General features: G+C 63.1%; 24 protein-coding genes. 19 read left to right on the top strand and 5 right to left on the bottom strand.

The genetic code is table 11. From position 1 onward, the window contains the following. Window positions 1–108: 108 nt before the first annotated feature. Window positions 109–1,008: an energy transducer TonB gene (locus tag KW838_RS08950; RefSeq protein WP_102700007.1), complete on the bottom strand. Its 900-nt coding sequence runs from the start codon at window positions 1,006–1,008 to the stop codon at window positions 109–111. A gap of 107 nt (window positions 1,009–1,115) precedes the next feature. Then, window positions 1,116–2,087 carry a glutathione synthase gene (gshB, locus tag KW838_RS08945; protein ID WP_102699955.1) on the bottom strand — a complete coding sequence of 324 codons (972 nt, stop codon included), beginning with the start codon at window positions 2,085–2,087 and terminating at the stop codon, window positions 1,116–1,118. A 346-nt stretch (window positions 2,088–2,433) separates the two neighbouring features. On the opposite strand from gshB, the gene pilG reads away from it, so the two are divergent. The 15 genes from pilG (at window position 2,434) to madM (ending at window position 20,010) form a co-directional block, all read left to right on the top strand. Continuing rightward, window positions 2,434–2,838 (top strand): twitching motility response regulator PilG, encoded by a 405-nt coding sequence (gene pilG, locus KW838_RS08940; RefSeq protein ID WP_007987791.1) that lies wholly within the window; start codon window positions 2,434–2,436, stop codon window positions 2,836–2,838. Between the two features lie 57 nt (window positions 2,839–2,895). Beyond that, complete coding sequence (pilH, locus tag KW838_RS08935) at window positions 2,896–3,261, top strand: twitching motility response regulator PilH (protein ID WP_007975417.1); 366 nt, start codon at window positions 2,896–2,898, stop codon at window positions 3,259–3,261. A gap of 10 nt (window positions 3,262–3,271) precedes the next feature. Continuing rightward, complete coding sequence (locus KW838_RS08930; protein WP_218500922.1) at window positions 3,272–3,811, top strand: chemotaxis protein CheW; 540 nt, start codon at window positions 3,272–3,274, stop codon at window positions 3,809–3,811. 153 nt (window positions 3,812–3,964) lie between these two features. Continuing rightward, on the top strand, window positions 3,965–6,025 hold the full coding sequence (locus KW838_RS08925; protein WP_218500921.1) for a methyl-accepting chemotaxis protein: 2,061 nt from the start codon (window positions 3,965–3,967) through the stop codon (window positions 6,023–6,025). Between the two features lie 37 nt (window positions 6,026–6,062). Beyond that, entirely contained in the window at window positions 6,063–12,083 is a 6,021-nt protein-coding gene (locus KW838_RS08920) for an Hpt domain-containing protein (RefSeq protein ID WP_218500920.1), read from the top strand. Then, window positions 12,076–12,537, top strand: a complete 462-nt coding sequence (locus KW838_RS08915) for a chemotaxis protein CheW (protein WP_218500919.1) — start codon at window positions 12,076–12,078, stop codon at window positions 12,535–12,537. The genes KW838_RS08920 and KW838_RS08915 overlap by 8 nt, the downstream gene beginning before the upstream one ends. A gap of 222 nt (window positions 12,538–12,759) precedes the next feature. Further along, window positions 12,760–14,430 (top strand): malonate decarboxylase subunit alpha, encoded by a 1,671-nt coding sequence (gene mdcA / locus KW838_RS08910; RefSeq protein ID WP_102699950.1) that lies wholly within the window; start codon window positions 12,760–12,762, stop codon window positions 14,428–14,430. After that, complete coding sequence (locus KW838_RS08905; protein ID WP_102699949.1) at window positions 14,430–15,305, top strand: triphosphoribosyl-dephospho-CoA synthase; 876 nt, start codon at window positions 14,430–14,432, stop codon at window positions 15,303–15,305. Before mdcA ends, KW838_RS08905 begins: the two co-directional genes overlap by 1 nt. Further along, complete coding sequence (locus tag KW838_RS08900) at window positions 15,305–15,604, top strand: malonate decarboxylase subunit delta (protein WP_007975424.1); 300 nt, start codon at window positions 15,305–15,307, stop codon at window positions 15,602–15,604. Before KW838_RS08905 ends, KW838_RS08900 begins: the two co-directional genes overlap by 1 nt. Beyond that, entirely contained in the window at window positions 15,597–16,448 is an 852-nt protein-coding gene (locus KW838_RS08895) for a biotin-independent malonate decarboxylase subunit beta (RefSeq protein WP_218500918.1), read from the top strand. Before KW838_RS08900 ends, KW838_RS08895 begins: the two co-directional genes overlap by 8 nt. After that, window positions 16,445–17,248: a biotin-independent malonate decarboxylase subunit gamma gene (gene mdcE / locus KW838_RS08890; protein WP_218500917.1), complete on the top strand. Its 804-nt coding sequence runs from the start codon at window positions 16,445–16,447 to the stop codon at window positions 17,246–17,248. Before KW838_RS08895 ends, mdcE begins: the two co-directional genes overlap by 4 nt. After that, window positions 17,242–17,862 (top strand): malonate decarboxylase holo-ACP synthase, encoded by a 621-nt coding sequence (locus tag KW838_RS08885; protein WP_218500916.1) that lies wholly within the window; start codon window positions 17,242–17,244, stop codon window positions 17,860–17,862. The genes mdcE and KW838_RS08885 overlap by 7 nt, the downstream gene beginning before the upstream one ends. After that, window positions 17,859–18,770: a malonate decarboxylase subunit epsilon gene (mdcH, locus tag KW838_RS08880; RefSeq protein WP_218500915.1), complete on the top strand. Its 912-nt coding sequence runs from the start codon at window positions 17,859–17,861 to the stop codon at window positions 18,768–18,770. The genes KW838_RS08885 and mdcH overlap by 4 nt, the downstream gene beginning before the upstream one ends. 57 nt (window positions 18,771–18,827) lie before the next feature. Then, window positions 18,828–19,244 carry a malonate transporter subunit MadL gene (gene madL, locus KW838_RS08875; protein ID WP_008050285.1) on the top strand — a complete coding sequence of 139 codons (417 nt, stop codon included), beginning with the start codon at window positions 18,828–18,830 and terminating at the stop codon, window positions 19,242–19,244. Between the two features lies 1 nt (window position 19,245). Then, window positions 19,246–20,010 (top strand): malonate transporter subunit MadM, encoded by a 765-nt coding sequence (gene madM, locus KW838_RS08870; RefSeq protein WP_102673448.1) that lies wholly within the window; start codon window positions 19,246–19,248, stop codon window positions 20,008–20,010. A gap of 111 nt (window positions 20,011–20,121) precedes the next feature. Here the strand turns inward: madM and KW838_RS08865 are convergent, their stop codons facing one another. Further along, complete coding sequence (locus KW838_RS08865; RefSeq protein ID WP_015097186.1) at window positions 20,122–21,036, bottom strand: LysR substrate-binding domain-containing protein; 915 nt, start codon at window positions 21,034–21,036, stop codon at window positions 20,122–20,124. A gap of 240 nt (window positions 21,037–21,276) precedes the next feature. On the opposite strand from KW838_RS08865, the gene KW838_RS08860 reads away from it, so the two are divergent. Next, window positions 21,277–21,894, top strand: a complete 618-nt coding sequence (locus KW838_RS08860) for a hemolysin III family protein (protein WP_007975433.1) — start codon at window positions 21,277–21,279, stop codon at window positions 21,892–21,894. Here KW838_RS08860 and KW838_RS08855 read toward each other — a convergent pair. Continuing rightward, a complete protein-coding gene (locus KW838_RS08855) occupies window positions 21,891–22,808 on the bottom strand; it encodes a LysR family transcriptional regulator (protein WP_104450120.1) in 918 nt (305 codons plus the stop codon). The two genes, KW838_RS08860 and KW838_RS08855, sit on opposite strands and share 4 nt — an antisense overlap. Window positions 22,809–22,917: 109 nt before the next feature. Here KW838_RS08855 and KW838_RS08850 point away from each other — a divergent pair, with 109 nt between their 5' ends. Genes KW838_RS08850 through KW838_RS08840 form a run of 3 tightly spaced genes read left to right on the top strand, consistent with a single transcriptional unit; the run spans window position 22,918 to window position 25,469 of the window. Then, a complete protein-coding gene (locus KW838_RS08850; protein WP_218500914.1) occupies window positions 22,918–24,159 on the top strand; it encodes a D-amino acid dehydrogenase in 1,242 nt (413 codons plus the stop codon). Window positions 24,160–24,186: 27 nt separating this feature from the next. Beyond that, entirely contained in the window at window positions 24,187–24,537 is a 351-nt protein-coding gene (locus KW838_RS08845) for a RidA family protein (protein WP_007975437.1), read from the top strand. Window positions 24,538–24,566: 29 nt separating this feature from the next. After that, entirely contained in the window at window positions 24,567–25,469 is a 903-nt protein-coding gene (locus tag KW838_RS08840; RefSeq protein ID WP_008050279.1) for a transporter substrate-binding domain-containing protein, read from the top strand. 101 nt (window positions 25,470–25,570) lie between these two features. On the opposite strand, the gene KW838_RS08835 is transcribed toward KW838_RS08840, so the two are convergent. Next, on the bottom strand, window positions 25,571–26,290 hold the full coding sequence (locus KW838_RS08835; RefSeq protein ID WP_102699941.1) for a 16S rRNA (uracil(1498)-N(3))-methyltransferase: 720 nt from the start codon (window positions 26,288–26,290) through the stop codon (window positions 25,571–25,573). Between the last annotated feature and the right edge of the window lie 59 nt (window positions 26,291–26,349).

Here is a 26,349-nt window from a genome sequence, read left to right as displayed (position 1 = left end):
TTCGAGGGGCGAACTGACAAGCTTGAGAGCGCCAAAAGATCGCAGCCTTCGGCAGCTCCTACAGGGGGAATGTGTACATCTGTAGGAGCTGCCGAAGGCTGCGATCTTTTAATTACTGGAAAGGCGATCGCCGCGGGCAAACTTCCAGGTCCGGATGATCTCCAGCCGGTCAACATCCGACAGATCCCCGGTAAAGGGTGCGAACGGCGCCGCCAGCCGGACGATCCGTTGCGCCGCCTGGTCCAGCAGCGGCTGGCCTGAAGATTCCAGCACCAGCACCTCATACAGCGAGCCGTCACGGTTGATCGACACCATCAGGCGCAAATTGCCGTAGATCTGTTTGCGCCGTGCTTCGTCGGGGTAATTGAGGTTGCCGATGCGCTCGACTTTCTTGCGCCATTCGTCCTTGTACCAGGCGCCCTTGTCGCGCATGGTCGAGGCGGCGCTCAAGCGGTGGATGCGCGGGCGCTTGGCGTACAGTTGTTGTTCGGCGGCCAGTTCCGCTTCGAGGCTGGCGATGTCGCTGGACAGTTGCTCGCTGTCGAACGTCGGCGCCTGGACCTGGGGTTTGACCTCGGTCTTGGGCTCCTCGGTCTTGGCGGGGGCTTTTTTCGGCTTCGGCGCCACGGTGGTCACGGCAGCCTTCGGTGGGGCTACCTGCACTTCAGGCTTGGCGGCCGGCGGTGGCGTGACTTTCTGTACCTTGTTGTCTTGGAAGGGCGCGACCTCGGTGGTCTTGGGAATTGCCTTTTTATCCAGGGTGCCGCTGCCTTGCTGGTTCTCTTGCGCCAGGAAATCGGCCTTTTCAGGCTTCTTTTCGCTTTTGAAGGTGGCGAGGGTGATTTCCAGGGTTTTGCTGATCTGCTTGGGCTCGACCACGGCAAACCCGACACCCAGCAGCAAGGCCAGGTGGATCAGCGCCGCCAGGAACAGGGTAAAACCGAGGCGATCGGCCGGGCGCACGCCACGGTGGGCGAGTTCGGCAGGCAGATCGGACGGGAGGGTCATGGCAAAAAAAACCAACATCGCGTTTTTACGGGCCCGGCATGATAACGCAATGTTGGTTTTTAGCTTCAAGCTTCAAGCTGCAAGCGACAAGCTGTAGAGGGGCAGCTTCAAGCTTGTGGCTTGTGGCTTGCGGCTTGCAGCTTCTTCTCGATGGCATCCATCAGCAGGCCGCCGATATCGGTGCCAAAGGCATTGTCGATTTCGCGGATGCAGGTCGGGCTGGTGACGTTGATCTCGGTCAGATGCTCGCCGATCACGTCCAGGCCAACGAACAACAGGCCTTTTTCACGCAGGGTCGGGCCGACTTGTGCGGCGATCCAGCGATCCTTTTCGGTCAGTGGACGGGCTTCGCCACGGCCGCCGGCGGCGAGGTTGCCACGGGTTTCGCCCTGGGCCGGAATCCGTGCCAGGCAATAATCCACAGGCTCGCCGTCGATCATCAGGATGCGCTTGTCGCCGTCCTTGATGGCCGGCAGGTAGGCCTGGCCCATGATCTGCTGGGCGCCGAGGGCCGTGAGGGTTTCGAGGATCACCGACAGGTTAGGGTCGCCCGCGCGGTGACGGAAGATCGACGTGCCGCCCATGCCGTCCAGCGGCTTGAGGATCACATCGCCGTGTTTGGCGGCGAACTCACGCAACACGTCGGCGCGGCGGCTGACCACGGTCGGCGGTGTGCACTGCGGGAACAGCGTGGCGAACAGCTTTTCGTTGCAGTCGCGCAGGCTCTGCGGCTTGTTCACCACCAGCACGCCGGCGCGCTCGGCCTGTTCCAGCAAGTAGGTGGAATAGACGAACTCCATGTCGAACGGCGGATCCTTGCGCATCAGGATCACGTCCAGATCGCTCAGCAGCGCGTCGCTTTCGGCACCCAGTTCGAACCATTTTTCCGGGTTGGCGAACACCTGCAGTGGACGCATCCGTGCCCGGGCCTCACCTTCGCCCTGATACAGGTCGCGCTGTTCCATATAGAACAGCTCCCAGCCACGCTTCTGCGCGGCCAGCAACATGGCCAGCGAGCTATCCTTTTTATAGGAAATGCTGGCGATAGGGTCCATGACAATCCCGACGCGAACGCTCATTGGGTTTTCCTCGAAATTTGGGGGCCGGACGTTGATCTTCTGTGGGAGCGAGCCTGCTCGCGATGGCGTGTCAGTCGACATCAATGCAGCTGATACACCATCGCGAGCAGGCTCGCTCCCACAAAAAGCGATCAGGCCAAAGGGCCGTATAAAAGTGGCGTCAGAGTGGCGCTGAGTGTGTTTGCGGTCAAGGAAAAACCATCGCCCCGGTCGGCCGATAGATTGGTTCTGGAGACTGTGCTAAAAAGGCTGCCATGCCGTGCTGGCCCTTGAGTATCAAGGGTTTCGAGCCGCCAATTACCCGCAAACGGACAATTTGATTCGTAAAGGCGACGCAGAGCATCTTATGGAACAGCACCCCAGCGCCTTGAAGGTCATGGTGATCGACGATTCGAAGACGATCCGTCGCACCGCCGAAACGCTGCTCAAGAACGTGGGTTGTGAGGTCATCACGGCCATCGACGGCTTCGATGCCCTGGCCAAGATTGCCGACAACCACCCCGGCATCATCTTTGTCGACATCATGATGCCGCGCCTGGATGGCTATCAGACCTGCGCCCTGATCAAGAACAACAGTGCGTTCAAGTCCACCCCGGTGATTATGCTGTCATCCAAGGATGGCCTGTTCGACAAGGCCAAGGGGCGCATCGTCGGCTCCGACCAGTTTTTGACCAAGCCTTTCAGCAAGGAAGAATTGCTCGACGCGATCCAGGCCCATGTACCTGGTTTCGCCGCCGTTTTGCCGCAGTAGGACACGCACAGTGATGCTCGGCCATCGGGCCCTGCGTCGACAAGAATGGGGAAGACCATGGCTCGTATTCTGATCGTCGATGATTCGCCGACCGAAATGTACAAACTGACCGGCATGCTGGAAAAGCACGGTCATGAAGTGTTGAAAGCCGAAAACGGCGCCGACGGCGTGGCCCTGGCCCGCCAGGAAAAGCCCGATGCCGTCCTGATGGACATCGTCATGCCCGGCCTCAATGGCTTCCAGGCAACACGCCAGTTGACCAAGGACCCGGAAACCGGACACATCCCGGTGATCATCATCACCACCAAGGACCAGGACACCGACAAGGTCTGGGGTACGCGCCAGGGCGCCAAGGACTACCTGACCAAACCGGTCGATGAAGAGACCCTGATCAAAACCCTGAACAACGTGCTGGCCGGTTGATCGTCAAGCCATGAACGAGTCGCTGACGGCTTTCGAACTGCTGCTGCAGATCGACCAGCGTTGTCGTTTGCTGGCGGCGGACTTGCCGTCCCAGCCGACCCGCCGGGACAGCTGGAGCGGTATCGGTTTTCGCCTGGGCGAGCATTGGTACGTCGCACCCATGAGTGAGGTCAGCGAAGTCTTGCATGAGCCGCGACTCACTCAGCTGCCGGGGGTCAAATCCTGGGTCAGGGGTGTCGCCAACCTGCGTGGGCGATTGCTGCCGGTCATGGATCTGAGCGGTTTTTTCGGGCACGAACTTTCGGCGGTGCGCCGGCAGCGCCGGGTGTTGGTGGTGGACCACGATGAGGTGTTTGCCGGGTTGCTGGTCGATGAAGTCTTCGGCCTCCAGCACTTTGCCCAGGACAGCCTGGAGCCGGTGCCGGCAGACGCGTTGAAGGGGGCGGTGGCGGCATTCGTCAAAGGCCGGTTTCAGCGCGGGCAGTGCTGGCAGGTGTTCAGTCCGTTTGCGTTGACGCGGTCTCAGGGGTTCATGAACGTCGCGGTGTAGCCGGAACAACACAGATCCAAAGTGGGAGCGGGCTTGCTCGCGAAGGCGGCAGTCCATTCAACATTGATTTTGGCTGATCTACCGCTTTCGCGAGCAAGCCCGCTCCCACAGGGTTCCGGGCAGGCCAGGAAGTGGGTTAACAGGCGAGGACCGATGACAAAAACAAAAGCAGGCAAGCCAATGGAAGGGTCGCGCAGCCGGTCGCAGATCATCGTGCTGTTCATCGCGCTGATCGTCTTCATCATGCTGCTGTTCGCCAACTTCGCGTACCTCAACACCCAGGCTACCTACGACAAACAGTACATCGGCCACGCCGGCGAACTGCGCGTGTTGTCCCAGCGTATCGCCAAGAACGCCACCGAAGCGGCCGCCGGCAAGGCTGCCGCGTTCAAGTTGCTCAGCGATGCGCGCAACGATTTTGCCCGGCGCTGGGGCTATCTGAAGAAGGGCGACCCGGCCACCAGCCTGCCACCGGCCCCCGCCACCGTGCGTCCTGAGATGCGTGCGGTGCAACAGGACTGGGACCGCCTGCTGAAAAACACCGACGCGATCCTCTCCAGCGAGCAAACCGTACTGTCCCTGCATCAGGTCGCCGCGACGCTGGCCGAAACCGTGCCGCAGTTGCAGGTCGAGTACGAAAAAGTCGTCGAGATCCTCCTGCAACGGGGCGCCCCGGCGGCCCAGGTGGCCATGGCCCAGCGCCAATCGCTGCTGGCCGAGCGGATCCTCGGTGCGGTCAATACGGTATTGGCCGGCGACGAAAACTCACAGCAGGCCGCCGATGCGTTCGGGCGTGACGCGACGCAGTTCGGCAAGGTGCTCAACGGCATGCTCCAGGGCGACCCGGCGCTCAAGGTCAGCCAGGTCGAAGACCGCGACGCCCGTGCGCGACTGACGGAAATCGCCGAGCTGTTCGAGTTCGTCTCGGGCTCGGTGGACGAGATCCTCGAAACCTCGCCTGAGCTGTTCAAGGTCCGTGAATCGGCCTCGAACATTTTCAGTCTCTCGCAAACCCTGCTCGACGAAGCCTCACACCTGGCCAGCGGTTTTGAAAACATGGTCGGCGGGCGCACCACCGACACCATAGGCGGTTATGTGCTGGGCTTGCTGGCGCTGACTTCGATCATCCTGATCGGCCTGGTGATGGTGCGCGAAACCAATCGCCAGCTGCGCGAAACCGCCGAGAAAAACGAGCGTAACCAGAACGCGATCATGCGTTTGCTCGACGAGATCGAAGACCTGGCCGACGGCGACCTCACGGTGACGGCCTCGGTGACGGAAGACTTTACTGGCACCATCGCCGACTCGATCAATTACTCCGTCGACCAGTTGCGCGATCTGGTCGCGACCATCAACCTCACCGCCGGCCAGGTCGCCGCCGCCGTGCAGGAAACCCAGGCCACCGCCATGCACCTGGCCCAGGCTTCGGAACATCAGGCCCAGCAGATTTCCGAGGCCTCGATGGCGATCAACGACATGGCCGAGTCCATCGACCAGGTGTCGGCCAATGCCGCTGAATCTTCGGCGGTTGCCGAACGCTCGGTGGAAATCGCCAACAAGGGCAACGAGGTGGTGCACAACACCATCCACGGCATGGACAACATTCGCGAGCAGATTCAGGACACCGCCAAGCGCATCAAGCGCCTTGGCGAGTCGTCCCAGGAAATCGGCGACATTGTCAGCCTGATCGATGACATTGCCGACCAGACCAACATCCTCGCTCTCAACGCGGCCATCCAGGCGTCCATGGCTGGCGACGCCGGTCGCGGTTTCGCCGTGGTGGCCGATGAGGTGCAGCGGCTGGCCGAGCGCTCCTCCGCCGCCACCCGGCAGATCGAGACCCTGGTGCGGGCGATCCAGACCGACACCAACGAGGCGGTCATCTCCATGGAGCAGACGACGACCGAAGTGGTGCGCGGCGCCCGACTGGCGCAGGATGCCGGTGTGGCCCTGGAAGAAATCGAGGGTGTGTCGAAGACGCTTGCGGCGCTGATCCAGAGCATCTCCAATGCCGCGCAACAGCAGACGTCGTCGGCCGGCCAGATTTCCCTGACGATGAACGTGATCCAGCAGATCACCTCGCAGACGTCGTCGGGTTCCACCGCCACGGCCGACAGCATCGGCAACCTGGCTAAAATGGCCAGTCAGTTGCGTCGTTCGGTGTCCGGTTTCACCTTGCCGGATGCCAAGGCGCAGGTTGTGGACAAAGCTTGAACCGCCCATGGGTATCTGAATTGTGATTGGAGTGGTTATGGGTGATCGGCACGACTATGTGGCCCTCGAGTGGGTCAAGGGCGAGATTGCCGAAACGCTGAAACAGGCTCATCACGCGATTGAAAACCTGCTCGATGACCCGCAGGCGACGCACGCGCTGGATGAATGCCTTGCGTGCATCCATCAGGTCCACGGCAGTTTGCAGATGGTCGAATTCTACGGTGCGGCGTTGCTCGCCGAAGAAATGGAACAGCTGGCCATGGCCTTGCAGGGCAACCGTGTCAGCCATCGCGACGAGGCGTTGCACCTGTTGATGCAGGCCCTCGGGCAGTTGCCGATCTACCTGGACCGGGTGCAAGGTGCGCGCCGCGACTTGCCACTGGTGGTGCTGCCACTGATCAACGACCTGCGCAGCGCCCGTGGCGAAAGCCTGCTGTCGGAAACCAGCCTGTTCAGCCCGCAATTGCCCGAGTTGCCTGCGCTGGACGCAGAAACGCTGGCGCAGCTGGAGCCGGCCGAATTGCCCAATGTGCTGCGCAAGCTGCGGCAGATACTGCAAATGGCGTTGGTCGGGTTCCTGCGTGAGCAGGACAACGAAACCAACCTCGATTACCTGGCCAAGGTCTTCGCCCGCCTCGAAGCACTGTGCGCCAATGCACCCCTGAGCCCGCTATGGCAGGTGGCCTCGGCGCTGGTCGAAGGCATGCAGGGCGGTGCGATTGCCAACAGCCCGGCCTTGCGCAGCCTGTTCAAGGATGCCGACAAGGAGCTCAAGCGCCTGCTCGAAGAAGGCATGCGCGGCATCAACCAACCGGCGCCACCGGAGCTGCTCAAGAGTTTGCTGTTCTACATTGCCAAAGCCGAACATCCCACCGGGCAGATGCTGACCATGAAAGAACGCTACTCACTGGACGACGCACTGCCCGACAGCGCAATGGTCGATGAAGAACGCGCGCGGCTGGCCGGTCCCGACCGTGACGCCATGCGTTCGGTGCTGGCAGCGCTCTGCGAAGAGCTGGTGCGGGTCAAGGAGCGCCTGGATCTGTTCGTGCGCAGTGACCGCCAGCACACCGCCGACCTCGACAGCCTGCTGGCACCACTGCGGCAAATCGCCGATACCCTGGCGGTCCTGGGCTTCGGCCAGCCGCGCAAGGTGATCATCGATCAATTGGCGGTGGTGCTCAGCCTCGCCCAGGGCCAGCGCGAACCCAACGATGCGATCCTCATGGACGTTGCCGGGGCCTTGCTGTACGTCGAGGCGACGCTGGCCGGCATGGTCGGCACCGTGGAGCCGGAGAGCCAGGATGACAATCGCCTGCCGACCACCGACCTGACGCAGATCCATCAGATCGTGATCAAGGAGGCCCGCATCTGTTTGCAGCAGGCCAAGGACATGATCGTCGACTACATCGACGCCGATTGGGACCGCCAGCATTTGCAGGCGCTGCCGGCCTTGCTGACCCAGGTACGCGGCGCGCTGGCGATGATTCCGTTGAGCCGGGCGGCGAGCCTGGTCGACACCTGCAATCACTTCATTCGCGAGCACCTGTTGCTCGAGCCGGGTCAGCCGGGCTGGCAGGAACTGGACAGCCTGGCCGACGTGATCACCAGCCTCGAGTACTACCTCGAGCGCCTCGGCGATGACCCGCAGGCGCAGGGTGAAAACCTGCTCGATGTCGCGGAAAAAAGCCTGGCGAGCCTCGGGTTCTTCCCCAGTGAGCAGCATGTGCCCGTGCTGGATGATGTGCTCAACCCGAGCGAAGCGCAGGTCATGCAGATGATGCAGGAGCTGGATGACCCGCAGATCGTCCAGACCCTGGCCGATGTGCTCGCCAGCCCAGTTTCGAGCCTGAACCCGCCCGCCCTGGACACCCCGGGCAGCCTGCTGCCGCCACCCCCGGGCGAAGTACCGGTGGACGAGGAACTGCGCGAGGTGTTCCTTGAAGAGACCGACGAAGTCCTGGAAATCCTGCGCGAGTATTTGCCGCGCTGGTCGGTCAACCCTGACAACCGCTCGGCCTTGAGCGAACTGCGCCGCGCCTTTCATACCCTCAAGGGCAGTGGCCGCATGGTGCGCGCCCTGGTGCTGGGCGAGCTGGCCTGGGCCGTGGAAAACCTGCTCAACCGCGTACTGGAAAACAGCGTGGAGCCGGGCGCTACGGTGCAGCAACTGATTGGCGATGTGCTGCAGCTGCTGCCGGAGCTGGTGGCTGAATACGCCGCCAATGCCCAGCGCCAGCGCAACGATGTCGACCAGTTGGCCGCCCGCGCCCATGCCTTGGCCAAGGGCGACGAACCGGTGTCCGATGAGGATACGCAGGATGTCGCGGCCCTCGATCCGCTGTTGCTGGAGATCTTCCGCAAAGAAGCGCAAACCCACTTGGGCAGCCTCAATCGCTTCCTTGATCAGGCTGCCGAGCACGTGCCGTTGCAGGCCAGCGACGAATTGCAGCGGGCCTTGCACACCCTCAAGGGCAGTGCCTCCATGGCCGGTGTCTTGCCGATTGCCGAGCTGGCCGCGCCACTGGATCAACTGGCCCGGGAATACAAGGCGCACCTGATCGCGCTGGACCTGGACGAAGTGGAATTGCTGCTGGAGGCAGAAGGGCTGTTCCGCCTCGGTTTGCGCCAGCTCAAGAGCGATCCGCTGGCGGAAATTCCCGGCGCCCGGGATTTGACCGAGCGAGCCAAAGCGCTGCTGGCCGAGCGCCTGGAAAACCTGCTGAACACTCCGAACACCGGGTTGCGGATCAAGCGCGACCCGCAACTGATCAACAACTTCCTCGCCCAGGGCATGGACATCCTGCTGGACGCCGAGAGCCTGCTGCAACGTTGGCAGCAACACCCCGGCGAACGCCAGGAACTCAGCGCGCTACTGGATGAATTGACCACCCTCGGCGAAGGCGCCCACCTGGCCGACCTGCACCCGGTGGATGAGCTGTGCGAGGCGTTGCTCGACCTCTACGGTGCCGTGGAAGAAAGCAGCCTGGCGGTCAGCGAGCGGTTTTTCCATGAGGCTCAGGGTGCCCACGAAGCGCTGATCAACATGCTCGACGAACTGGCCGCCGGTCAGGAAGTCAGCCCGCAACCGCAACGGATCAGGGCCTTGCGCGAGCTGCTCGACGAGAGCCTCGACCCGTCGGCCACGGGCCTGATCCGCAGTGATGGCAGCCGCACCCTGAGCATCCGCGAGCTGGGTGCAGCCACCGAGGAACTTGAGCGCACGCTACCCCCTGCCCCTGTGGGAGCGAGCTCGCTCGCGATGGACTCAAATGCGCCGCGCTTATCCAATGACAACGCGTCATCGTTAACGCCCATCGCGAGCGAGCTCGCTCCTACAGGAGAGGGGCGCGAACTGGACGATGAAATCGTCGCGATCTTCCTTGAAGAAGCGGTGGACATCCTCGAAAGCGCCGGTCAGGCCTTGCAGCGCTGGTTGCGCGACTCGGACAACGCCGCGCCGCTGTCGTCCCTGCAACGGGATTTGCACACCCTCAAAGGCGGCGCGCGCATGGCCGAGGTCGGGCCGGTCGGTGATCTGGCCCATGAACTGGAAAGCCTTTACGAAGGCCTGGTGGATCGGCGCTACGCCTACAGCGACTCATTGGCGGTGCTATTGCAGCAGAGCCATGACCGCTTGGCGCAGTACCTTGACCAGTTACAGCACAACCAGCCCCTGGGCGATTGCGCTGAGCTGATCGAGGCTATTCGCGCCTACCGGCTGGGCCACTCCGGCGCCGCCGAGGTCAGCGAACTGGCGGCCACCAATGACTCGGTCGCCCATGATCCGGAGTTGCTGGAGATCTTCCTCGAGGAAGGTTTCGACATCATCGAAAGCTCCGGTGCGGCGCTGGAGCGCTGGCAGGCCCAGCCTTCTAGCCGTCAGGAAGTGGAAACCCTGCTGCGCGACCTGCACACCCTCAAGGGTGGTGCACGCATGGTGGAAATCGCCGCGATTGGCGACCTGGCCCATGAACTGGAGTTCCTCTACGAAGGCCTGTCCACCGGCGTGCTGCAACCGACGGCGCCGTTATTCGCGCTGTTGCAACGCAGCCATGACCGCCTGGCGCAGATGCTCGACGCGGCCCGCGCCGGTGAGCCGATGCCGCCCGCCGACCGCTTGATCGATGCGATCAAGAACTTCAGCCACCCGGCCGTGCCCGAGGCGCCCACGCCGGTTGCGTCGCCGGCCACGCCCAAGGCCGAACCACTGGCGCCGCCGTCCGATGCCGGCGCCGACATGGTCAAGGTCTCGGCAGAGCTGCTCGACGATCTGGTCAACCTGGCCGGTGAAACATCGATCTTCCGTGGCCGGATCGAACAGCAGGTCAACGATGCGCACATCGCCCTGAGCGAGATGGAGACCACCATCGAGCGCATGCGCGACCAGTTGCGCCGCCTCGATACCGAAACCCAGGGGCGGATCCTCAGCCGCCAGCAAGTCGACGCCGAACGCCTGGGCTATGAAGAGTTCGACCCGCTCGAAATGGATCGCCACTCGCAATTGCAGCAACTGTCCCGCGCGTTGTTCGAATCGGCCTCTGACTTGCTCGACCTCAAGGAAACCCTCGAGCGGCGCAATCAGGACACGGAAAACCTGCTGCAACAGCAGGGCCGCATCAACACCGAGTTGCAGGAAGGGCTGATGCGCACGCGCATGGTGCCGTTCGAACGCATGCTCCCGCGGTTACAGCGCATCGTCCGCCAGGTGTCCAGCGAGTTGGGCAAGGACGTGGATTTCATCGTCGATAACGCTGAAGGCGAGATGGATCGCAACGTGCTTGAACGCATGGCCGCGCCCCTGGAACACATGCTGCGCAACGCCGTCGACCATGGCCTGGAGTCCGTCGAAGCGCGGCTGGCGGCGGGGAAACCGGCCAAGGGCAAGATCACCCTCGATCTGCTGCGCGAAGGCGGCGACATCATATTCGACATCCGCGACGACGGCGCCGGTGTGCCGCTGGACGCGGTGCGGCGCAAGGCGATCAAGCGCGGCATGCTCGCCCCGGACAGCGTCATCAGTGATCACGACGTGTTGCAGTTCATCCTGCAACCGGGGTTTTCCACCGCCGAGAAAATCACCCAGATCTCCGGGCGCGGCGTCGGCATGGACGTGGTGCACGAAGAGGTGCGGCAACTGGGCGGCACCATGAGCATCGACTCGGTGCCCGGGCAGGGTGTGCATTTCCGCATTCGCCTGCCGTTTACCGTATCGGTCAACCGGGCGCTGATGGTGCAGTGCGGTGAGGACCAATACGCGATCCCGCTCAATACCATCGACGGCATCGTTCGCGTCCTGCCCAATGAGCTTGAAGGCTATTTCCGTTTCGATTCGCCCACCTACGAATACGCCGGGCAGCGTTACGAGCTGTGCTATCTGGGTGAGCTGCTGAAAACCATCCCGCGCCCGAAACTGTTGGGCCAGAGCCTGCCGTTGCCGGTGCTGCTGGTGCAGTGCAACGAACGTCACATCGCGGTGCTGGTAGACGCCATGGCCGGCACTCGCGAGATCGTGGTCAAGAGCCTGGGGCCGCAGTTCGCGGCGGTGCAAGGGGTGTCCGGGGCGACGATTCTCGGCGATGGCCGGGTGGTGCTGATCCTGGATCTGCTGGCGCCGATCCGCGCCATGCAGGCCCGCGTACCCCAGCATCCCGCGGGGCAGGAGATCGAGGTCGAACCGCATCGGCCGTTGCTGGTGATGGTGGTCGACGACTCGGTCACCGTGCGCAAGGTCACCAGCCGCTTGCTCGAACGCCACGGCATGAACGTACTGACCGCCAAGGACGGGGTCGATGCCATGCTGCTGCTGGAAGAGCACATGCCCGACCTGATGCTGCTGGATATCGAGATGCCGCGCATGGACGGCTTCGAGGTCGCGACCCAGGTGCGCAATGACGAACGCCTGCAGCACCTGCCGATCATCATGATCACTTCCCGCACCGGTCAGAAACACCGCGATCGCGCCATGGCCATCGGCGTCAATGACTACCTGGGCAAGCCGTACCAGGAATCGGTGCTGCTCGAAAGCATCGCCTTTTGGAGCAAGACCCATGCTTGAACACCGCACCAGCAACCTCACCGGCCTGCTGCTGCCGTTGGCCGACCGCAACCTGATCCTGCCCAACGTCGCCGTGGCCGAGCTGATCGATTACCAGCAACCGGGGACCTTCGATCTCGACACACCGCCGTGGTACCTGGGCCTGGTGACATGGCGCGAACGGCAGATACCGCTGCTGAGTTTCGAGTCGGCCTGCGGGCAGAAAATCGTCATCGGTGAACGCGCGCGGATCGTCATCCTCAACGCCCTTGGCGGGCGCCCCGAACTGAAGTTCATCGCGCTGCTGGTGCAGGGGATTCCGCGTTCGTGCAAGCTCTACAGCCAGTTGAGTTATGTGGATGTGCCGTTGTGTGCGCTGGAGCAGGCGGCGGTGCAGGTGGCGGATCAGGTGGCGAAGGTGCCGGATTTGTTGGCGCTGGAGGCGTTGTTGGTGGATGCCGGGTTGATAGACTGATTGCGGGTTTTGTGTTGATTGTGCTGGCCTCTTCGCGAGCAAGCCCGCTCCCACACTGGATTTGTGTTCGCCGCCGACCCAGTGTGGGAGCGGGCTTGCCCGCGAAGGAGTCAGTCCAGACAACCATTACCCTGAGCGTAACGATCCGCCACTCTGCTTGATTGATGCCCCCACCCAACACTCCTAATGTGACCCCCACGACAGCGAACCCGTGGAGTGGTCATGACAACAACAATATCCCCCGACTCGCGATGGACGCGGCGGCGCAGCGAAAAGCAGCGGCGTCTCGAGCTGGTGCGAGGTCTTGCCGACGGTGTGGTGTTGCCCACCGATAACATCGTCGCGGCGCTGGAGGCGTTGATCCTGCCGGGCGACCGCGTGGTGCTCGAAGGCAACAACCAGAAGCAGGCGGATTTCCTTTCACGTTCCCTGGCCAAGGCCGACCCCGCGAAGCTGCATGACCTGCACATGATCATGCCCAGCGTCGGGCGCGCCGAGCATCTGGACCTGTTCGAACGCGGCATTGCGCGCAAGCTCGACTTCTCTTTCGCCGGCACCCAAAGCCTGCGCATCAGCCAGTTGCTCGAAGACGGCCTGCTGGAAATCGGCGCGATCCACACCTACATCGAACTCTACGCACGGCTGGTGGTGGACCTGATTCCCAACGTCGTGCTCTCGGCCGGCTTCATGGCCGACCGCGCCGGCAACATCTACACCGGGCCGAGCACCGAAGACACCCCGGCACTGATAGAACCGGCGGCCTTCAGCGACGGCATCGTCATCGTCCAGGTCAACCAATTGGTGGACGATGTCAGCGACCTGCCGCGCGTCGACATTCCCGCCTCCTGGGTCGACTTCGTGGTGGTAGCCGACAAGCCGTTCTACATCGAACCGCTGTTCACCCGCGACCCGCGGCACATCAAGCCGGTGCACGTGCTGATGGCGATGATGGCGATCCGCGGCATCTACGAAAAACACAACGTGCAGTCCCTCAACCACGGCATCGGTTTCAACACCGCGGCCATCGAGCTGATCCTGCCGACCTACGGCGAATCCCTCGGCCTCAAAGGCAAGATCTGCCGCAACTGGACGCTCAACCCGCACCCGACCCTGATTCCGGCGATTGAAAGCGGCTGGGTCGAAAGCGTGCATTGCTTCGGCACCGAACTGGGGATGGAGAACTACATTGCGGCGCGGCCGGATGTGTTCTTTACCGGGCGCGACGGTTCCCTGCGTTCCAACCGAATGTTCAGCCAACTGGCCGGGCAATACGCCGTGGACCTGTTCATCGGTGCGACTTTGCAGGTCGATGGCGACGGCCACTCCTCCACCGTGACCCGTGGGCGCCTGGCCGGTTTCGGCGGTGCGCCGAACATGGGCCACGACCCGCGCGGTCGTCGCCACGGTACACCCGCCTGGCTCGACATGCGCAACACTGACGTGGCCGAGCCGATGCTCGAACGTGGCAAGAAGCTCGTGGTGCAGATGGTCGAGACCTTCCAGGAGGGCGGCAAACCGACCTTCGTCGAAACCCTTGATGCCGTTGAGGTGGCGAAGAAAAGCGGCATGCCGCTGGCGCCGATCATGGTCTACGGCGACGACGTGACCCACTTGTTGACTGAAGAAGGCATCGCCTACCTGTACAAGGCGCGTTCGCTGGAAGAACGCCAGGCGATGATCGCCGCCGTCGCCGGGGTGACCGCCATCGGTTTGCGCCACAACCCCAAAGACACCGCGCGCATGCGCCGCGAAGGCCTGATCGCCTTGCCCGAAGACCTCGGCATCCGCCGCACCGACGCCACCCGCGAGCTGCTCGCGGCGAAGAGCGTGGCCGATCTGGTGGAGTGGTCCGGTGGCCTCTACAACCCGCCCGCCAAGTTCAGGAGCTGGTAATGCACGCATTCAACCTGCAACCCAAAACCCTGAGCCTGGCCGAGCGGCTGGCGGACCTGGCGGTGGACGCGCTGATCGACGAGGCTGATCTGTCGCCGAAACCGGCACTGGTCGACCGTCGCGGCAGTGGCGCCCACAGCGATTTGCACCTGGGGCTGATGCACGCTTCGGCGCTGTCCCTGTGGCCGGCCTTCAAGGCGATGGCCGACGCCGCGACAGCGTTCGGTGAGATCGGCTTGCCCCTGCGCGAAGCCGTCGGCCGCATCGGTCGTGAAGGCGAGCAAGCGATGCTCGACACCACGGGCGGCGTGAATACTCATCGCGGGGCGATCTGGGCCTTGGGCCTGTTGGTCACTGCCGCTGCGCTGGACCCTGAATCCACGGCTGCAAGCAGCGTATCGATTCGTGCGGCGCGTCTGGCATTGCTCGACGACCGTTACGCGCCGCGTCCACTCAGCCACGGCGCTCAAGTCGCTCAACGCTACGGCGCACGGGGCGCCCGTGAAGAAGCACAACTGGGCTTCCCGGCGGTGTTGCAACGCGCGTTGCCGCAACTCAAATGCAGCCGCGCCGCCGGCCATGGCGAACAGAACGCCCGGCTCGATGCACTGCTGGCGATCATGACGAATCTGGCCGACACCTGCGTGCTGTACCGCGCTGGAGAGCAAGGTCTGCACACCATGCAACTCGGCGCCCAGGCAGTGCTCGATGCCGGGGGTAGCGCCAGCCTCGCCGGACGTCGCCGCCTGCATGAGCTGGACCAACAACTCATCGCGTTGAATGCCTCGCCCGGCGGCGCTGCCGACCTGCTCGCAGCCTGCCTGTTCATCGACCGTATCGAGTCGGGCGACAGCCTCAAACAGGGAGCTTTCTGATGGAAACCTTATCTTTTGAATTCCCCGCCGGGCAGCCGCCACGCGGTCGTACCCTGGTGGGCTGTGTCGGCTCGGGCGATCTGGAAGTGCTGATCGAACCGGGTCAGGCCGGCAAGCTGACGATTAACGTGCAGACCTCGGTCAATGGCAGTGAACAACGCTGGCAGCATCTGTTCGCACGGATGTTCGATGGCCAGACGCCGCCGGCGATGGACATCGACATCCACGATTTCGGCGCGACCCCCGGCGTGGTGCGCCTGCGTCTGGAACAGGGTTTCGAGGAGATCGGCCATGACTGACAGCGCATCCCTGCTGAACAAACACAGCTTCGTCGAGCTCGGTGCGCGGCAACGGGCCAAGGCCCTGCTCGATGCCGGTACCTTCCGCGAACTGCTCGACCCCTTTCAACGGATCATGTCGCCGTGGCTGTCGCGCCAGGGCGTGGTGCCGCAAGCCGACGACGGCGTGGTGATCGCCAAGGGCAACCTCGATGGTTTGCCGGTGGTGATCGCCGCCATCGAAGGCGCGTTCCAGGGCGGTAGCCTGGGCGAAGTCGGCGGGGCAAAAATCGCCGGTGCGCTGGAGCTGGCCGCCGAAGACAACCGCAACGGCATCCCGACCCGCGCCGTGCTGCTGCTGGAAACCGGCGGCGTGCGCTTGCAGGAAGCCAACCTCGGCCTGGCGGCGATTGCCGACATCCACGCGGCGATTGTCGATTTGCAGCAGTACCAACCCGTGGTCGGAGTCGTGGCGGGCAGTGTCGGTTGCTTTGGCGGCATGTCGATTGCCGCCGGGTTGTGCAGCTACCTGTTGGTGACCCAGGAAGCGCGACTGGGCCTGAACGGTCCACAGGTGATCGAGCAGGAAGCCGGACTCGAGGAATACGACTCCCGCGACCGGCCCTTCATCTGGAGCCTGACCGGAGGCGAGCAGCGCTTCGCCAGTGGTCTGGTGGATCGCTATGTGGCCGACGACGTGGCGCAGATTCGCCTGCAGGTGGGTGAGTTGCTCCAGCAGGGTTTGCCGGCGCAATCACGCAGTCGTCAGGCTGAACTGTTCCTGCAACGCCTGGCGCGTCTGGACGCCGAACCGCAAATCGAGCCGTCCGTGGTTCGCGATCTGTACCAAGGAGAACGCCCATGAGCTCGTATTCCCTGCGTGGTTTGAACTGGTTCAACGCCTTGAGCGCCGGGGCGAAAGCGGTCGAGGGTTTGCCGGCTTCGCTGAAAGTCGCGGACGGTGCGCTGGGCGATCAGCCTGTGCGTTTCATCGCGGTGGTGGCCGATCCGGAAAACCGCTTCGTCCGTGCACGCAATGGCGAAGTAGGTTTGCTCGAAGGCTGGGGCCTGGCCAAGGCCGTGGATGAAGTCATCGCCGCCGATCAGAACAAGGCCCGCAAACGCGCCCTGATCGCCATCGTCGACGTGCCGAGCCAGGCTTACGGCCGACGTGAAGAAGCCCTCGGCATTCATCAGGCGCTGGCCGCAGCGGCGGGCAGTTACGCCCGTGCCCGCCTGGCCGGTCATGCGGTGATCGGTTTGCTGGTGGGCAAGGCAATGTCCGGGGCGTTCCTGGCCCACGGCTATCAGGCCAATCGCTTGATCGCCCTGCGCGATCCGGGGGTGATGGTGCATGCCATGGGCAAGGCGTCGGCGGCGCGGGTGACCTTGCGCAGCGTCGAAGAGCTCGAAGCCCTGGCGGCCAGCGTGCCGCCGATGGCCTATGACATCGACAGCTATGCCAGCCTCGGGCTGCTGTGGGAAACCTTGTCGGTGGAACAGATCGAGCAGCCGACTGCGGCGGATCTGGCGCGGGTGACCGGGTGCCTGAGTCAGGCGATGGGCGATATCGCCGAGAAGGGTGCAGATCTCAGCGGTCGTCTCGGTGCGGCCAATCGTGCGGCGTCGAGCAAGGTTCGCCAATTGCTGAGAGCACAGTGGTGAGTGCGCTTCTGGCTCACGACCTGCTGTGGGGCATGACCCCGCGGCAGTTGCCTGCGGATGCCCCGACCTGGGTGATCGACTCGATCAGTGCCGGCCAGCCGGTGGTGGTCCGTCGTGCCTTGTGCGCGGCGGGGCAGGTGGCGGTGGGTGTGCGCGGGCCGTTGCGCGAGCAGCGGTATGCGACGCAGATGGAAGTCGCCGCCATTACGCGGCGAGTGCGGCCGGAAGAACTCTGCCATGTTCAAGGCCTGCGTGATTTCCCGGCGCTGCGTGCCTTGGCGCAACTGCGCTCGCACCTTGATGAGAGTGGCTGGGTCTGGGGTGTCAGTGGCAGTGCCGGGTTTGAGTTGGCCAGCGGGTTTGCCGCGCTGCACGAGGGCAGCGATCTCGATCTGATCCTGCGTACACCGCGTCCGTTGAGTCGTGCCGATGCGCAGGCGCTGGTGGCCGTTCTCGACACGGCCGTGTGCCGCGTGGACCTGCAGTTGCAGACACCCTTGGGCGCCGTTGCCTTGCGCGAGTGGGCCGGCACTGCGTCGCGGGTCCTGTTGAAAAGTGCCACTCAGGCCAGTCTGGTCACTGACCCGTGGCATCCACAGGAGCAGGCAGCGTGAGCAGCTTGCTGGTGTTCCCCGGCCAGGGTGCGCAGCAACCCGGCATGCTGGCGCGTTTGCCTCGGGAAACGTTGAACGAGGCGAGCGATTGGCTCGGTGAAGACGTGACGCAGCTGGACTCTGCCGAAGCATTGCGGTCGACGAGGGCGGTTCAGCTTTGCCTGCTGATCGCTGGCGTCGCCGCTTCACGCCAGCTGGCCATGGCCCCGGACTACGTCGCCGGCTTGTCGATCGGCGCTTATCCGGCGGCAGTGGTGGCGGGTGCCTTGGGTTTCAGCGATGCGCTGCATTTGGTCAGCCTGCGCGGTGAGCTGATGCAGCAGGCTTATCCACAGGGCTACGGCATGACCGCGATCATCGGTCTGGAGCTGGCCTTGGTGGAAGATTTGTTGGCGCAGGTTCACAGCGCCGATGTGCCGGTCTATCTGGCCAATATCAACGCCGATAACCAGGTGGTGATTGCCGGTTGCGATGCGGCGATGAAAGCGGTGGCGGAGTTGGCGAAAGGTTGCGGAGCTGGCCTGGCCAAACGTCTGGCAGTGAGCGTGCCGTCCCACTGCCCACTGCTTGAGGTGCCCGCGCAACGGTTGGCCGAAGCCTTCGCCAAGGTGCCGCTGCAAACCCCGAAGGTGGGCTACCTGAGCGGCAGCCGTGCGCGTCCGCTGATCAAACCTGAAGCCTTGCGTGACGACCTGGCCTTCAACATGTGCCGCATCGTCGATTGGCGCGGCACGGTACAAAGCGCCTACGAGCGCGGCGTACGTCTACAGATCGAACTGCCGCCCGGTGCGGTGCTGACCGGGCTGGCGCGCCGGGTGTTCGAGCAGGGCACCGTGATTGCCTTCGACGGTGCGCGGCTCGATACCCTGCAGGCGCTGATGCGTGAGGAGGGAAGCCGCCACTCCTAAAACTCAGGCTTCGAACAACAAAAACAACATTCGAAATGCACTTTGAGGACTACGACAATGATTATTTACGGTGTGGCGCTGCTGGCGATCTGTACGCTGGCAGGGGTGATCATGGGTGACATGCTCGGCGTGTTGCTGGGTGTGAAATCAAACGTCGGCGGCGTCGGGATCGCGATGATCCTGCTGATTTGCGCACGGTTGTGGATGCACAGACGTGGCGGCATGACCCGGGAGTGCGAGATGGGCGTCGGTTTCTGGGGCGCGATGTACATCCCGGTGGTGGTGGCGATGGCGGCGCAACAAAACGTGGTCACGGCGCTGCACGGTGGCCCGGTGGCGGTGCTGGCGGCGATCGGTTCGGTGGTGGTTTGCGGTTGCACCATTGCCCTGATCAGCCGGACCCACAAAGGCGAACCCTTGCCCGATGAACCGGCGGATGTAACGCAGGTTGGCGCACCGGCAGGAGGTCGCTGATATGTGGGATCTGATCAAGAACGGTCTGGAACACAACGGTCTGGTCACCGCATTCGCCTTCGTCGGCGTGATCATGTGGGTGTCAGTGGTGATCTCCAAACGCCTGACCTTCGGACGCATCCACGGTTCGGCGATTGCCATCGTCATCGGCCTGGTGCTGGCCTGGGTTGGCGGCACGATGACCGGCGGGCAAAAGGGCCTGGCGGACTTGACGCTGTTTTCCGGCATCGGGTTGATGGGCGGCGCCATGCTGCGGGACTTCGCCATCGTCGCCACGGCATTCGAGGTGCAGGCCACGGAAGCGAAAAAGGCCGGTTTGATCGGCGTGATCGCGCTGCTGTTGGGCACGGTGCTGCCGTTCATTGTCGGTGCGTGCATGGCCTGGGTATTCGGTTACCGCGATGCGGTGAGCATGACCACCATTGGCGCCGGTGCGGTGACCTACATCGTCGGCCCAGTGACCGGAGCCGCGATTGGCGCCAGTTCCGATGTGGTGGCGCTGTCGATTGCCACCGGCCTGATCAAGGCGATCCTGGTGATGGTTGGCACGCCGATGGCGGCGCGCTGGATGGGCCTGGACAACCCGCGTTCGGCGATGGTGTTCGGTGGGCTCGCTGGCACGGTCAGCGGCGTGACCGCCGGCTTGGCGGCGACAGACCGGCGCCTGGTGCCTTATGGCGCGTTGACCGCGACCTTCCACACCGGGCTTGGCTGCTTGCTCGGGCCTTCGCTGTTGTTCTTCATTGTTCGCGGGATTGTCGGGTAGGTTCAGGGGCTGAGTTGTCGGGTCTGACGCTTTCGCGAGCAAGCCCGCTCCCACATTTGGAATGCGGTCGAATGTGGGAGCGGGCTTGCTCGCGAAGGGCGCGACTCGGTTTCAAGCCTGGCGATTGGCATACATCCGACACTCCGCCAGCAACGCCAGCAGGTTCGGATCACGCTCCTTGGCCTTCAGGAACACCACGCCAATGTGTTGCTGCAAGCGGTACTTTTCCTGCAACGGGATCAGCTTCACCCGGTTCTCGTACACCGCCGCAATCCGCCCCGGCAGCAACGCATAACCCACGCCCGAACTGACCATGCTCAGCAGGGTGAAGATGTCGTTGACCTGCATCGCCACCTTTGGCTCGAACCCTGCCTGCTCGAATACCCGCTTGCCGTCCTGATGGGTGGCGAAGCCCTGGGTCAGGGTGATGAAGGTTTCGTCGCGGACCTCGGCCAGGTCGACTTCAGTCCGTTGGGCAAACTTCGAGTCGGCGGGTGTGGCGAGGAAGATGTCGTCGGAAAACAACGGGATCTGTTCGCAATCCGGGTCGTTGATGCTGTCGTCCAGCGACACAAGGATCGCATCGACTTCCATGTTCTTGAGCTTGTAGAGCAGGTCGATGTTGGAGCCCAGAATCAGGTCGATGTTGAGTTCGCTGCGGCGGATTTTCAGGCCCATGATCAGTTGCGGTACGGTCTTCACCGTCAGCGAATACAGCGATCCCAACTTGAAACGCTCGGCCGAGAACCCGGCGGCCTCGCGGGTCAGGCGCACGCTTTCGACGACATCCTGAATCAGCTTCTGCGCCCGCTCTTCCAGCACGTAAGCGCTTTCCAGCGGCGTCAGGCTACGGCCTTCGTGCTTGAACAACGGGCAGCGCAGGGCACTTTCCAGGGAATGGATCGCCCGATGCACGCTGACGTTGCTGGTCTGCAATTCGGCGGCGGCGCGTGCCAGGTTGCCGGTGCGCATGAAGGCCAGGAACACCTCGAGTTTTTTCAGGGTCAACTCTTCATCGATCAGCATGGGGCGGACTCTCTTTGGTATCGATCAATTGTGCCCGTTAAACACTGAGCGTTGTAGGAGCTGCCGAAGGCTGCGATCTTTTGATCTTGATTTTTCGCAGCCCTTGAAGGTGCTGAAAATCAAAAGATCGCAGCCTTCGGCAGCTCCTACACGGGATTGCGCTATACGGAAAGATTGCGCTTTTAACCTTGAGGCCTGAGCCTTGCGCGTTGCGCTGATGAAATTCGAGGTGAGCACCACATGTATCACGGAGAAAGACTGAACGCCTGGACGCATCTGGCCGGGGCGGTGGCGGCGTTTATCGGCGGGGTGTGGCTGATTGTGCTGGCCAGTCTCGACGGCAGCCCGTGGAAGATTGTCAGCATGGCGATCTACGCCTTTACCTTGCTGGTGCTTTACAGCGCATCGACCGTGTACCACAGCGTGCGCGGACGCAAGAAAGCGATCATGCAGAAGGTCGATCACTTCTCGATCTACCTGTTGATCGCCGGCAGCTACACGCCGTTCTGCCTGGTGACCCTGCGCGGGCCGTGGGGCTGGACCTTGTTCGGGATTGTCTGGGGGCTGGCGCTGATCGGCATCCTGCAAGAGATCAAGCCGCGTTCGGAGGCGCGGATTCTGTCGATCGTGATTTATGCGGTGATGGGCTGGATTGTGCTGGTGGCGGTCAAGCCGCTGCTCGCGGCACTGGGCGGCGCCGGATTTGCGTGGTTGGCCTCGGGCGGGGTGTTGTACACCGTGGGGATTATCTTTTTTGCCCTTGATCATCGCCTGCGCCATGCCCACGGGATCTGGCATCTGTTCGTGATCGCCGGGAGCTTGCTGCACTTTGTGGCGATTTTCTTTTATGTCCTTTAAGGCTGTACCGGGGCCAGCCGATCCAGCTGCTCCCGGGCTCGGCGGCTGAATACCTGCAACAGATCGTTCAAGGTGTGGGGCGGTGGTTCGGCGGCGCGGGTCACTGCGTACAGGGTGATGGGTAACGGCGGTGCCAGAGGGCGGATCATTGTGTTGGCGGGAGAGGCGCCAAGGGCGGTGAACGGATCGATCACCGCCAGGCCCGCGCCGGATTCCACCATCGCCCGTGCCAGTGAGTAGGTTTGCACGGCGATGCGTACCCGGGGCGGCGGTTCGACCGCTTCCAGGTAACTGTCGAGCCGCGCGGCCAGTGGATCGGCGCTCGATAAACCGATTAGCGGCGCATCCGCCAGCGCCATCAGCGGCAACGGTTTACCCACCTCTTCCTGAGACCAGTAACCACTCGGCGCCAGCGCCACCAGCACGCCGGACGCCAGCGCCTGGGCCTTGAGCCCCGGGTGATCCGGGCGTTGCAGGGTCAGGGCGACATCCACTTCGCGCATCAACAGGTTCTGTACCAGTTCGCGACTGTGGGCGCTGGAGAGTTCGCAAGCGATGTCCGGGTAACGCCCGGTCCATTCGTGAATGGCCGGCGGCAGCAAAGACAGGGCCAGCGCCGGGGTGGCACCGATGCGCAGGCTGTGGCCCGGTTCGCGGCGTAGGCTCTGCGCCAGGCGTCGCACGCCTTGCAGGCTTTCACTGACCTTGTCCACTTCACGCTCCAGCTCCAGCGCTTCCGGCGTCGCCTGCAACTTGCCGCGTACCCGCAGGAACAGCGGGAAACCCAATTGTTGCTCGGCGTGCTGCAACACCTTGCTCACCGCCGGCTGCGAGACGTGCAGCAATTGCGCGGCAGCGCTGATCGAACCGGTCTGGCGGATGGCCTGGAAAATCTCGATATGGCGAAGACGCATGGCAAGTCCATAACCTTTGTTTATGGGTTTGCCATCTTTATGCATTGTTCAACGTCTGTCACCTGGCTCTAACCTTGGCCTCGTCTTCACAACGGTTTTAAGGACGGACATGGCTCAGCGTGTGTGCATCATCGGTGGCGGTGTGATTGGCCTGGCAACGGCCTATGCGCTGGTGCGCGACGGCTTCGAGGTGACGGTGGTCGAGGCACGGGGCTCGCTGGGCAGCGAAACCAGCTTCGCCAACGGCGGCCAGTTGTCCTATCGCTATGTCGCCCCCCTGGCCGACGCCGGTGTGCCTTTGCAAGCCATAGGCTGGATGCTGCGCGGCGACTCACCGTTGAAACTGCGCCCGCGCTTTGACCCGGCCCAGTGGCGCTGGATGGCATCGTTCCTCGGCGCCTGCCGCCGCTCGGTCAACCGCGAGAACGCCGCGCACTTGCTGCGCCTGGCGCTGTTCAGCCAGGACACATTGAAGTCCTGGCGCGAGGGCGATGGGCTGACGGGATTCCAATGGCGGCGCAATGGCAAACTGGTGACCTTCCGCCAGAACAGCAGCTTCGAGCGTGCGCGCCAGAGCCTGGCCGACCCGCAGCAACAGCAGGTGTTGTCGCCGGCCGAATGCGCGCAACTGGAACCGGCGCTGATCGATGCGCCCTTTGTCGGGGCGATCTACACCCCGGACGAAGAGGTGGGCGACTGCCACGGTTTTTGCCAGCAACTGGCCGCCCGGCTGCAAGCGTCCGGCCGTTGCGAGTTTCGTCTCGGGCAAGCGGTAACCGGCATCCGCCACAGCAACGGCAGCGTCAACGCCATCGAACTGGGCGAGCAAGTGCTGTCGGTCGATCAACTGGTGATCGCCGCCGGTCACCGCAGCCCGCTGTTGGCGCTTCCCGGGCTGCAACTGCCACTTTACCCGCTCAAGGGCTACAGCCTGACCGTGCCGATCGGCGCCGGTCACCGGGCGCCGGACGTGAGCATCACCGACTACGACCGCAAGATCGTCTATGCGCGCATCGGCAAGCAATTGCGAGTGGCGGCAATGGTCGACATTGTCGGCTTCGACCCTGCTTTGGACCCCAAACGCCTGGCGCTGATCAAGCGTCAGGCCCATGACACCTTTCCCAATGCCGGCGCCTATGACGAAGCCGTCGAGTGGGCTGGCATGCGCCCGGCCACCCCTAGCGGCGTGCCGTTGCTGGGCGCGACGGCGTATCGCAACCTGTGGCTCAACCTCGGCCACGGCGCGCTGGGTTTTACCCTGGCATGCGGCAGCGGGCGCTTGATCAGCGAACTGATCGGCGAGCGCCAGCCGTCCATCGACCTTCAGGGTTTCAGCCACCGGGCCGCCTGAATGCTGATTTCTGAAGAGGACACTGCAATGACCATTACCCGACTGCACAGCAACCCGCGCCTGTCTGGCGCCGTGACCTTTGGCGACCTGGTGTTTCTCTCCGGGCAGGTGCCGGGCGATGCCCGGGATGCCAGCGGCCAGACCCGCGAAGTGCTGGCGAAAATCGATACCTTGCTGGCCGAGGCGGGCAGCGACAAGGATCATCTGCTCAGTGCGACCATTTACCTGAAGAACATCACCGAGGATTTCGCCGCGATGAACGAGGTCTGGTCGGCCTGGCTGTCGCCGGGGCAGGCACCGAGCCGCACCACGGTGCAGGCCGAACTGGCCCGCCCGCAGGTGCTGGTGGAAATCACCGTCATCGCTGCACGCGTCTGATAAACCAACACCCACAACGGAGAATAACAATGCAAAAAATCACGTTGCTCGCTTGTACGCTTGGCCTGTTGCTCGGCAGTCAGGTTCAGGCCAATGAAGCGCCCCTGACCGGCACCCTGAGCAAAATCGCCAGCGCCAACAGCATCACCCTGGGCTATCGCGATGCTTCGGTGCCGTTCTCCTACGTGGGTGATCACAGCGGCAAGCCGATGGGTTACTCGGTGGATCTGGCGGGCAAGATCGTCGAGCGCATCCAGCAGCAACTGGCGCTGCCGGACTTGAAGGTGAAGTACAACCTGGTGACCTCGCAGACCCGTATTCCACTGGTGCAAAACGGCACCGTGGACCTGGAGTGCGGCTCCACCGGCGTGACTGCCGAACGACAGAAGCAGGTGGCGTTCTCTTATGGTTTCATCTATGTCAAAGGCCAGTTGCTGACCGCGAAGGACAGCGGGATCAAGAGCTTCGCTGACCTGCGCGGCAAGAATGTGGTGACCACCGCCGGTACCACCAACGAGCGCTTCCTGAAAAGCTACAACGTCGATCACAAGATCGACATGTTCGTGATCAGCGCCAAGGACCACGGCGAAGCCTTCCAGATGCTGCAGTCGGGCCGGGCGGCGGCGTTCTACATGGACGACGCGCTGCTCTATGGCGAGCGCGCAAAGGCCAACGACCCGCACAAATGGGTGGTGGTCGGGGAGGAGCAATCGCGGGAGATCTACAGCTGCATGGTGCGCAAGGACGATCCGCAGTTCCTGGCGCTGGTCAACGGTGCGTTGGCGGATCTGTACAGCTCGGGCGAGATCAATGGCATCTACAAACGCTGGTTCGAGCAGCCGATCCCGCCGAAGGGTTTGAACCTTGAGTTCCCGATGACCAGCGAACTCAAGGCGATCATTGCCAAACCGGTGAGCGATCCGGTGCAGTAGCAGCCAGATCGGCCTCTAGACCGTGTCGAGGCCATTCGCGAGCAAGCCCGCTCCCACAGAATGCGTTCCAATGTGGGAGCGGGCTTGCTCGCGAAGGCGGCCTAGAAATCACCCCAGAGTTGCTGGGCCACCGCCAGTGCAACAACCGGCGCGGTTTCGGTGCGCAGTACCCGTGGACCGAGGCGGGCGGCGTGGAAGCCGACGGCCTTGGCCTGATCGACTTCGGCATCGGACAAACCACCTTCCGGACCGATCAGGAATGCCAGACTTGAAGGTTTGGCATGGCTCACCAGCGGCTCGGCCACCGGATGCAGCACCAGCTTCAACTCGGCTTGCGTCTGCTTCAACCAGTCAGTCAGCAACAGCGGCGGATGAATCACCGGTACCCGTGAACGGCCGCATTGCTCGCAAGCGCTGATCGCCACCTGGCGCCAGTGCAGCAGGCGTTTGTCGGCGCGCTCGTCCTTGAGCCGGACTTCGCAGCGTTCGGTGAAGATCGGGGTGATTTCGCTGACGCCCAGTTCCGTGGCTTTCTGAATCGCCCAGTCCATGCGCTCGCCCCGGGACAGGCCCTGGCCGAGATGGATTTGCAGCGGCGATTCGATTTGCCCGGCGAAGCTTTCATCGATCTGCACCACCACGCGCTTTTTGCCGACTTCGACCAGCCTGGCGCGAAACTCCTGGCCCGAGCCGTCGAACAATTGCAACGCATCGCCCTCGGCCATGCGCAGCACGCGGCTGATGTAATGGGCCTGGGCTTCGGGCAACTCGTGCTCGCCGGTGCTCAGGGGGGCGTCGATGAAGAAGCGGGACAGTCTCATGCGGGGTCTCTGTAATTCGTGTGTAGGTCTTATGGGCGCCTTAGCGGGCAAGCCCGCTC

Source organism: Pseudomonas sp. PDM27, from assembly GCF_019219205.1.
Classification (GTDB): Bacteria; Pseudomonadota; Gammaproteobacteria; order Pseudomonadales; family Pseudomonadaceae; genus Aquipseudomonas; species Aquipseudomonas laurylsulfatiphila.
The sequence above is the reverse complement of the archived record's forward strand: the minus strand, read 5'-3'. Positions and strand labels throughout refer to the sequence as shown.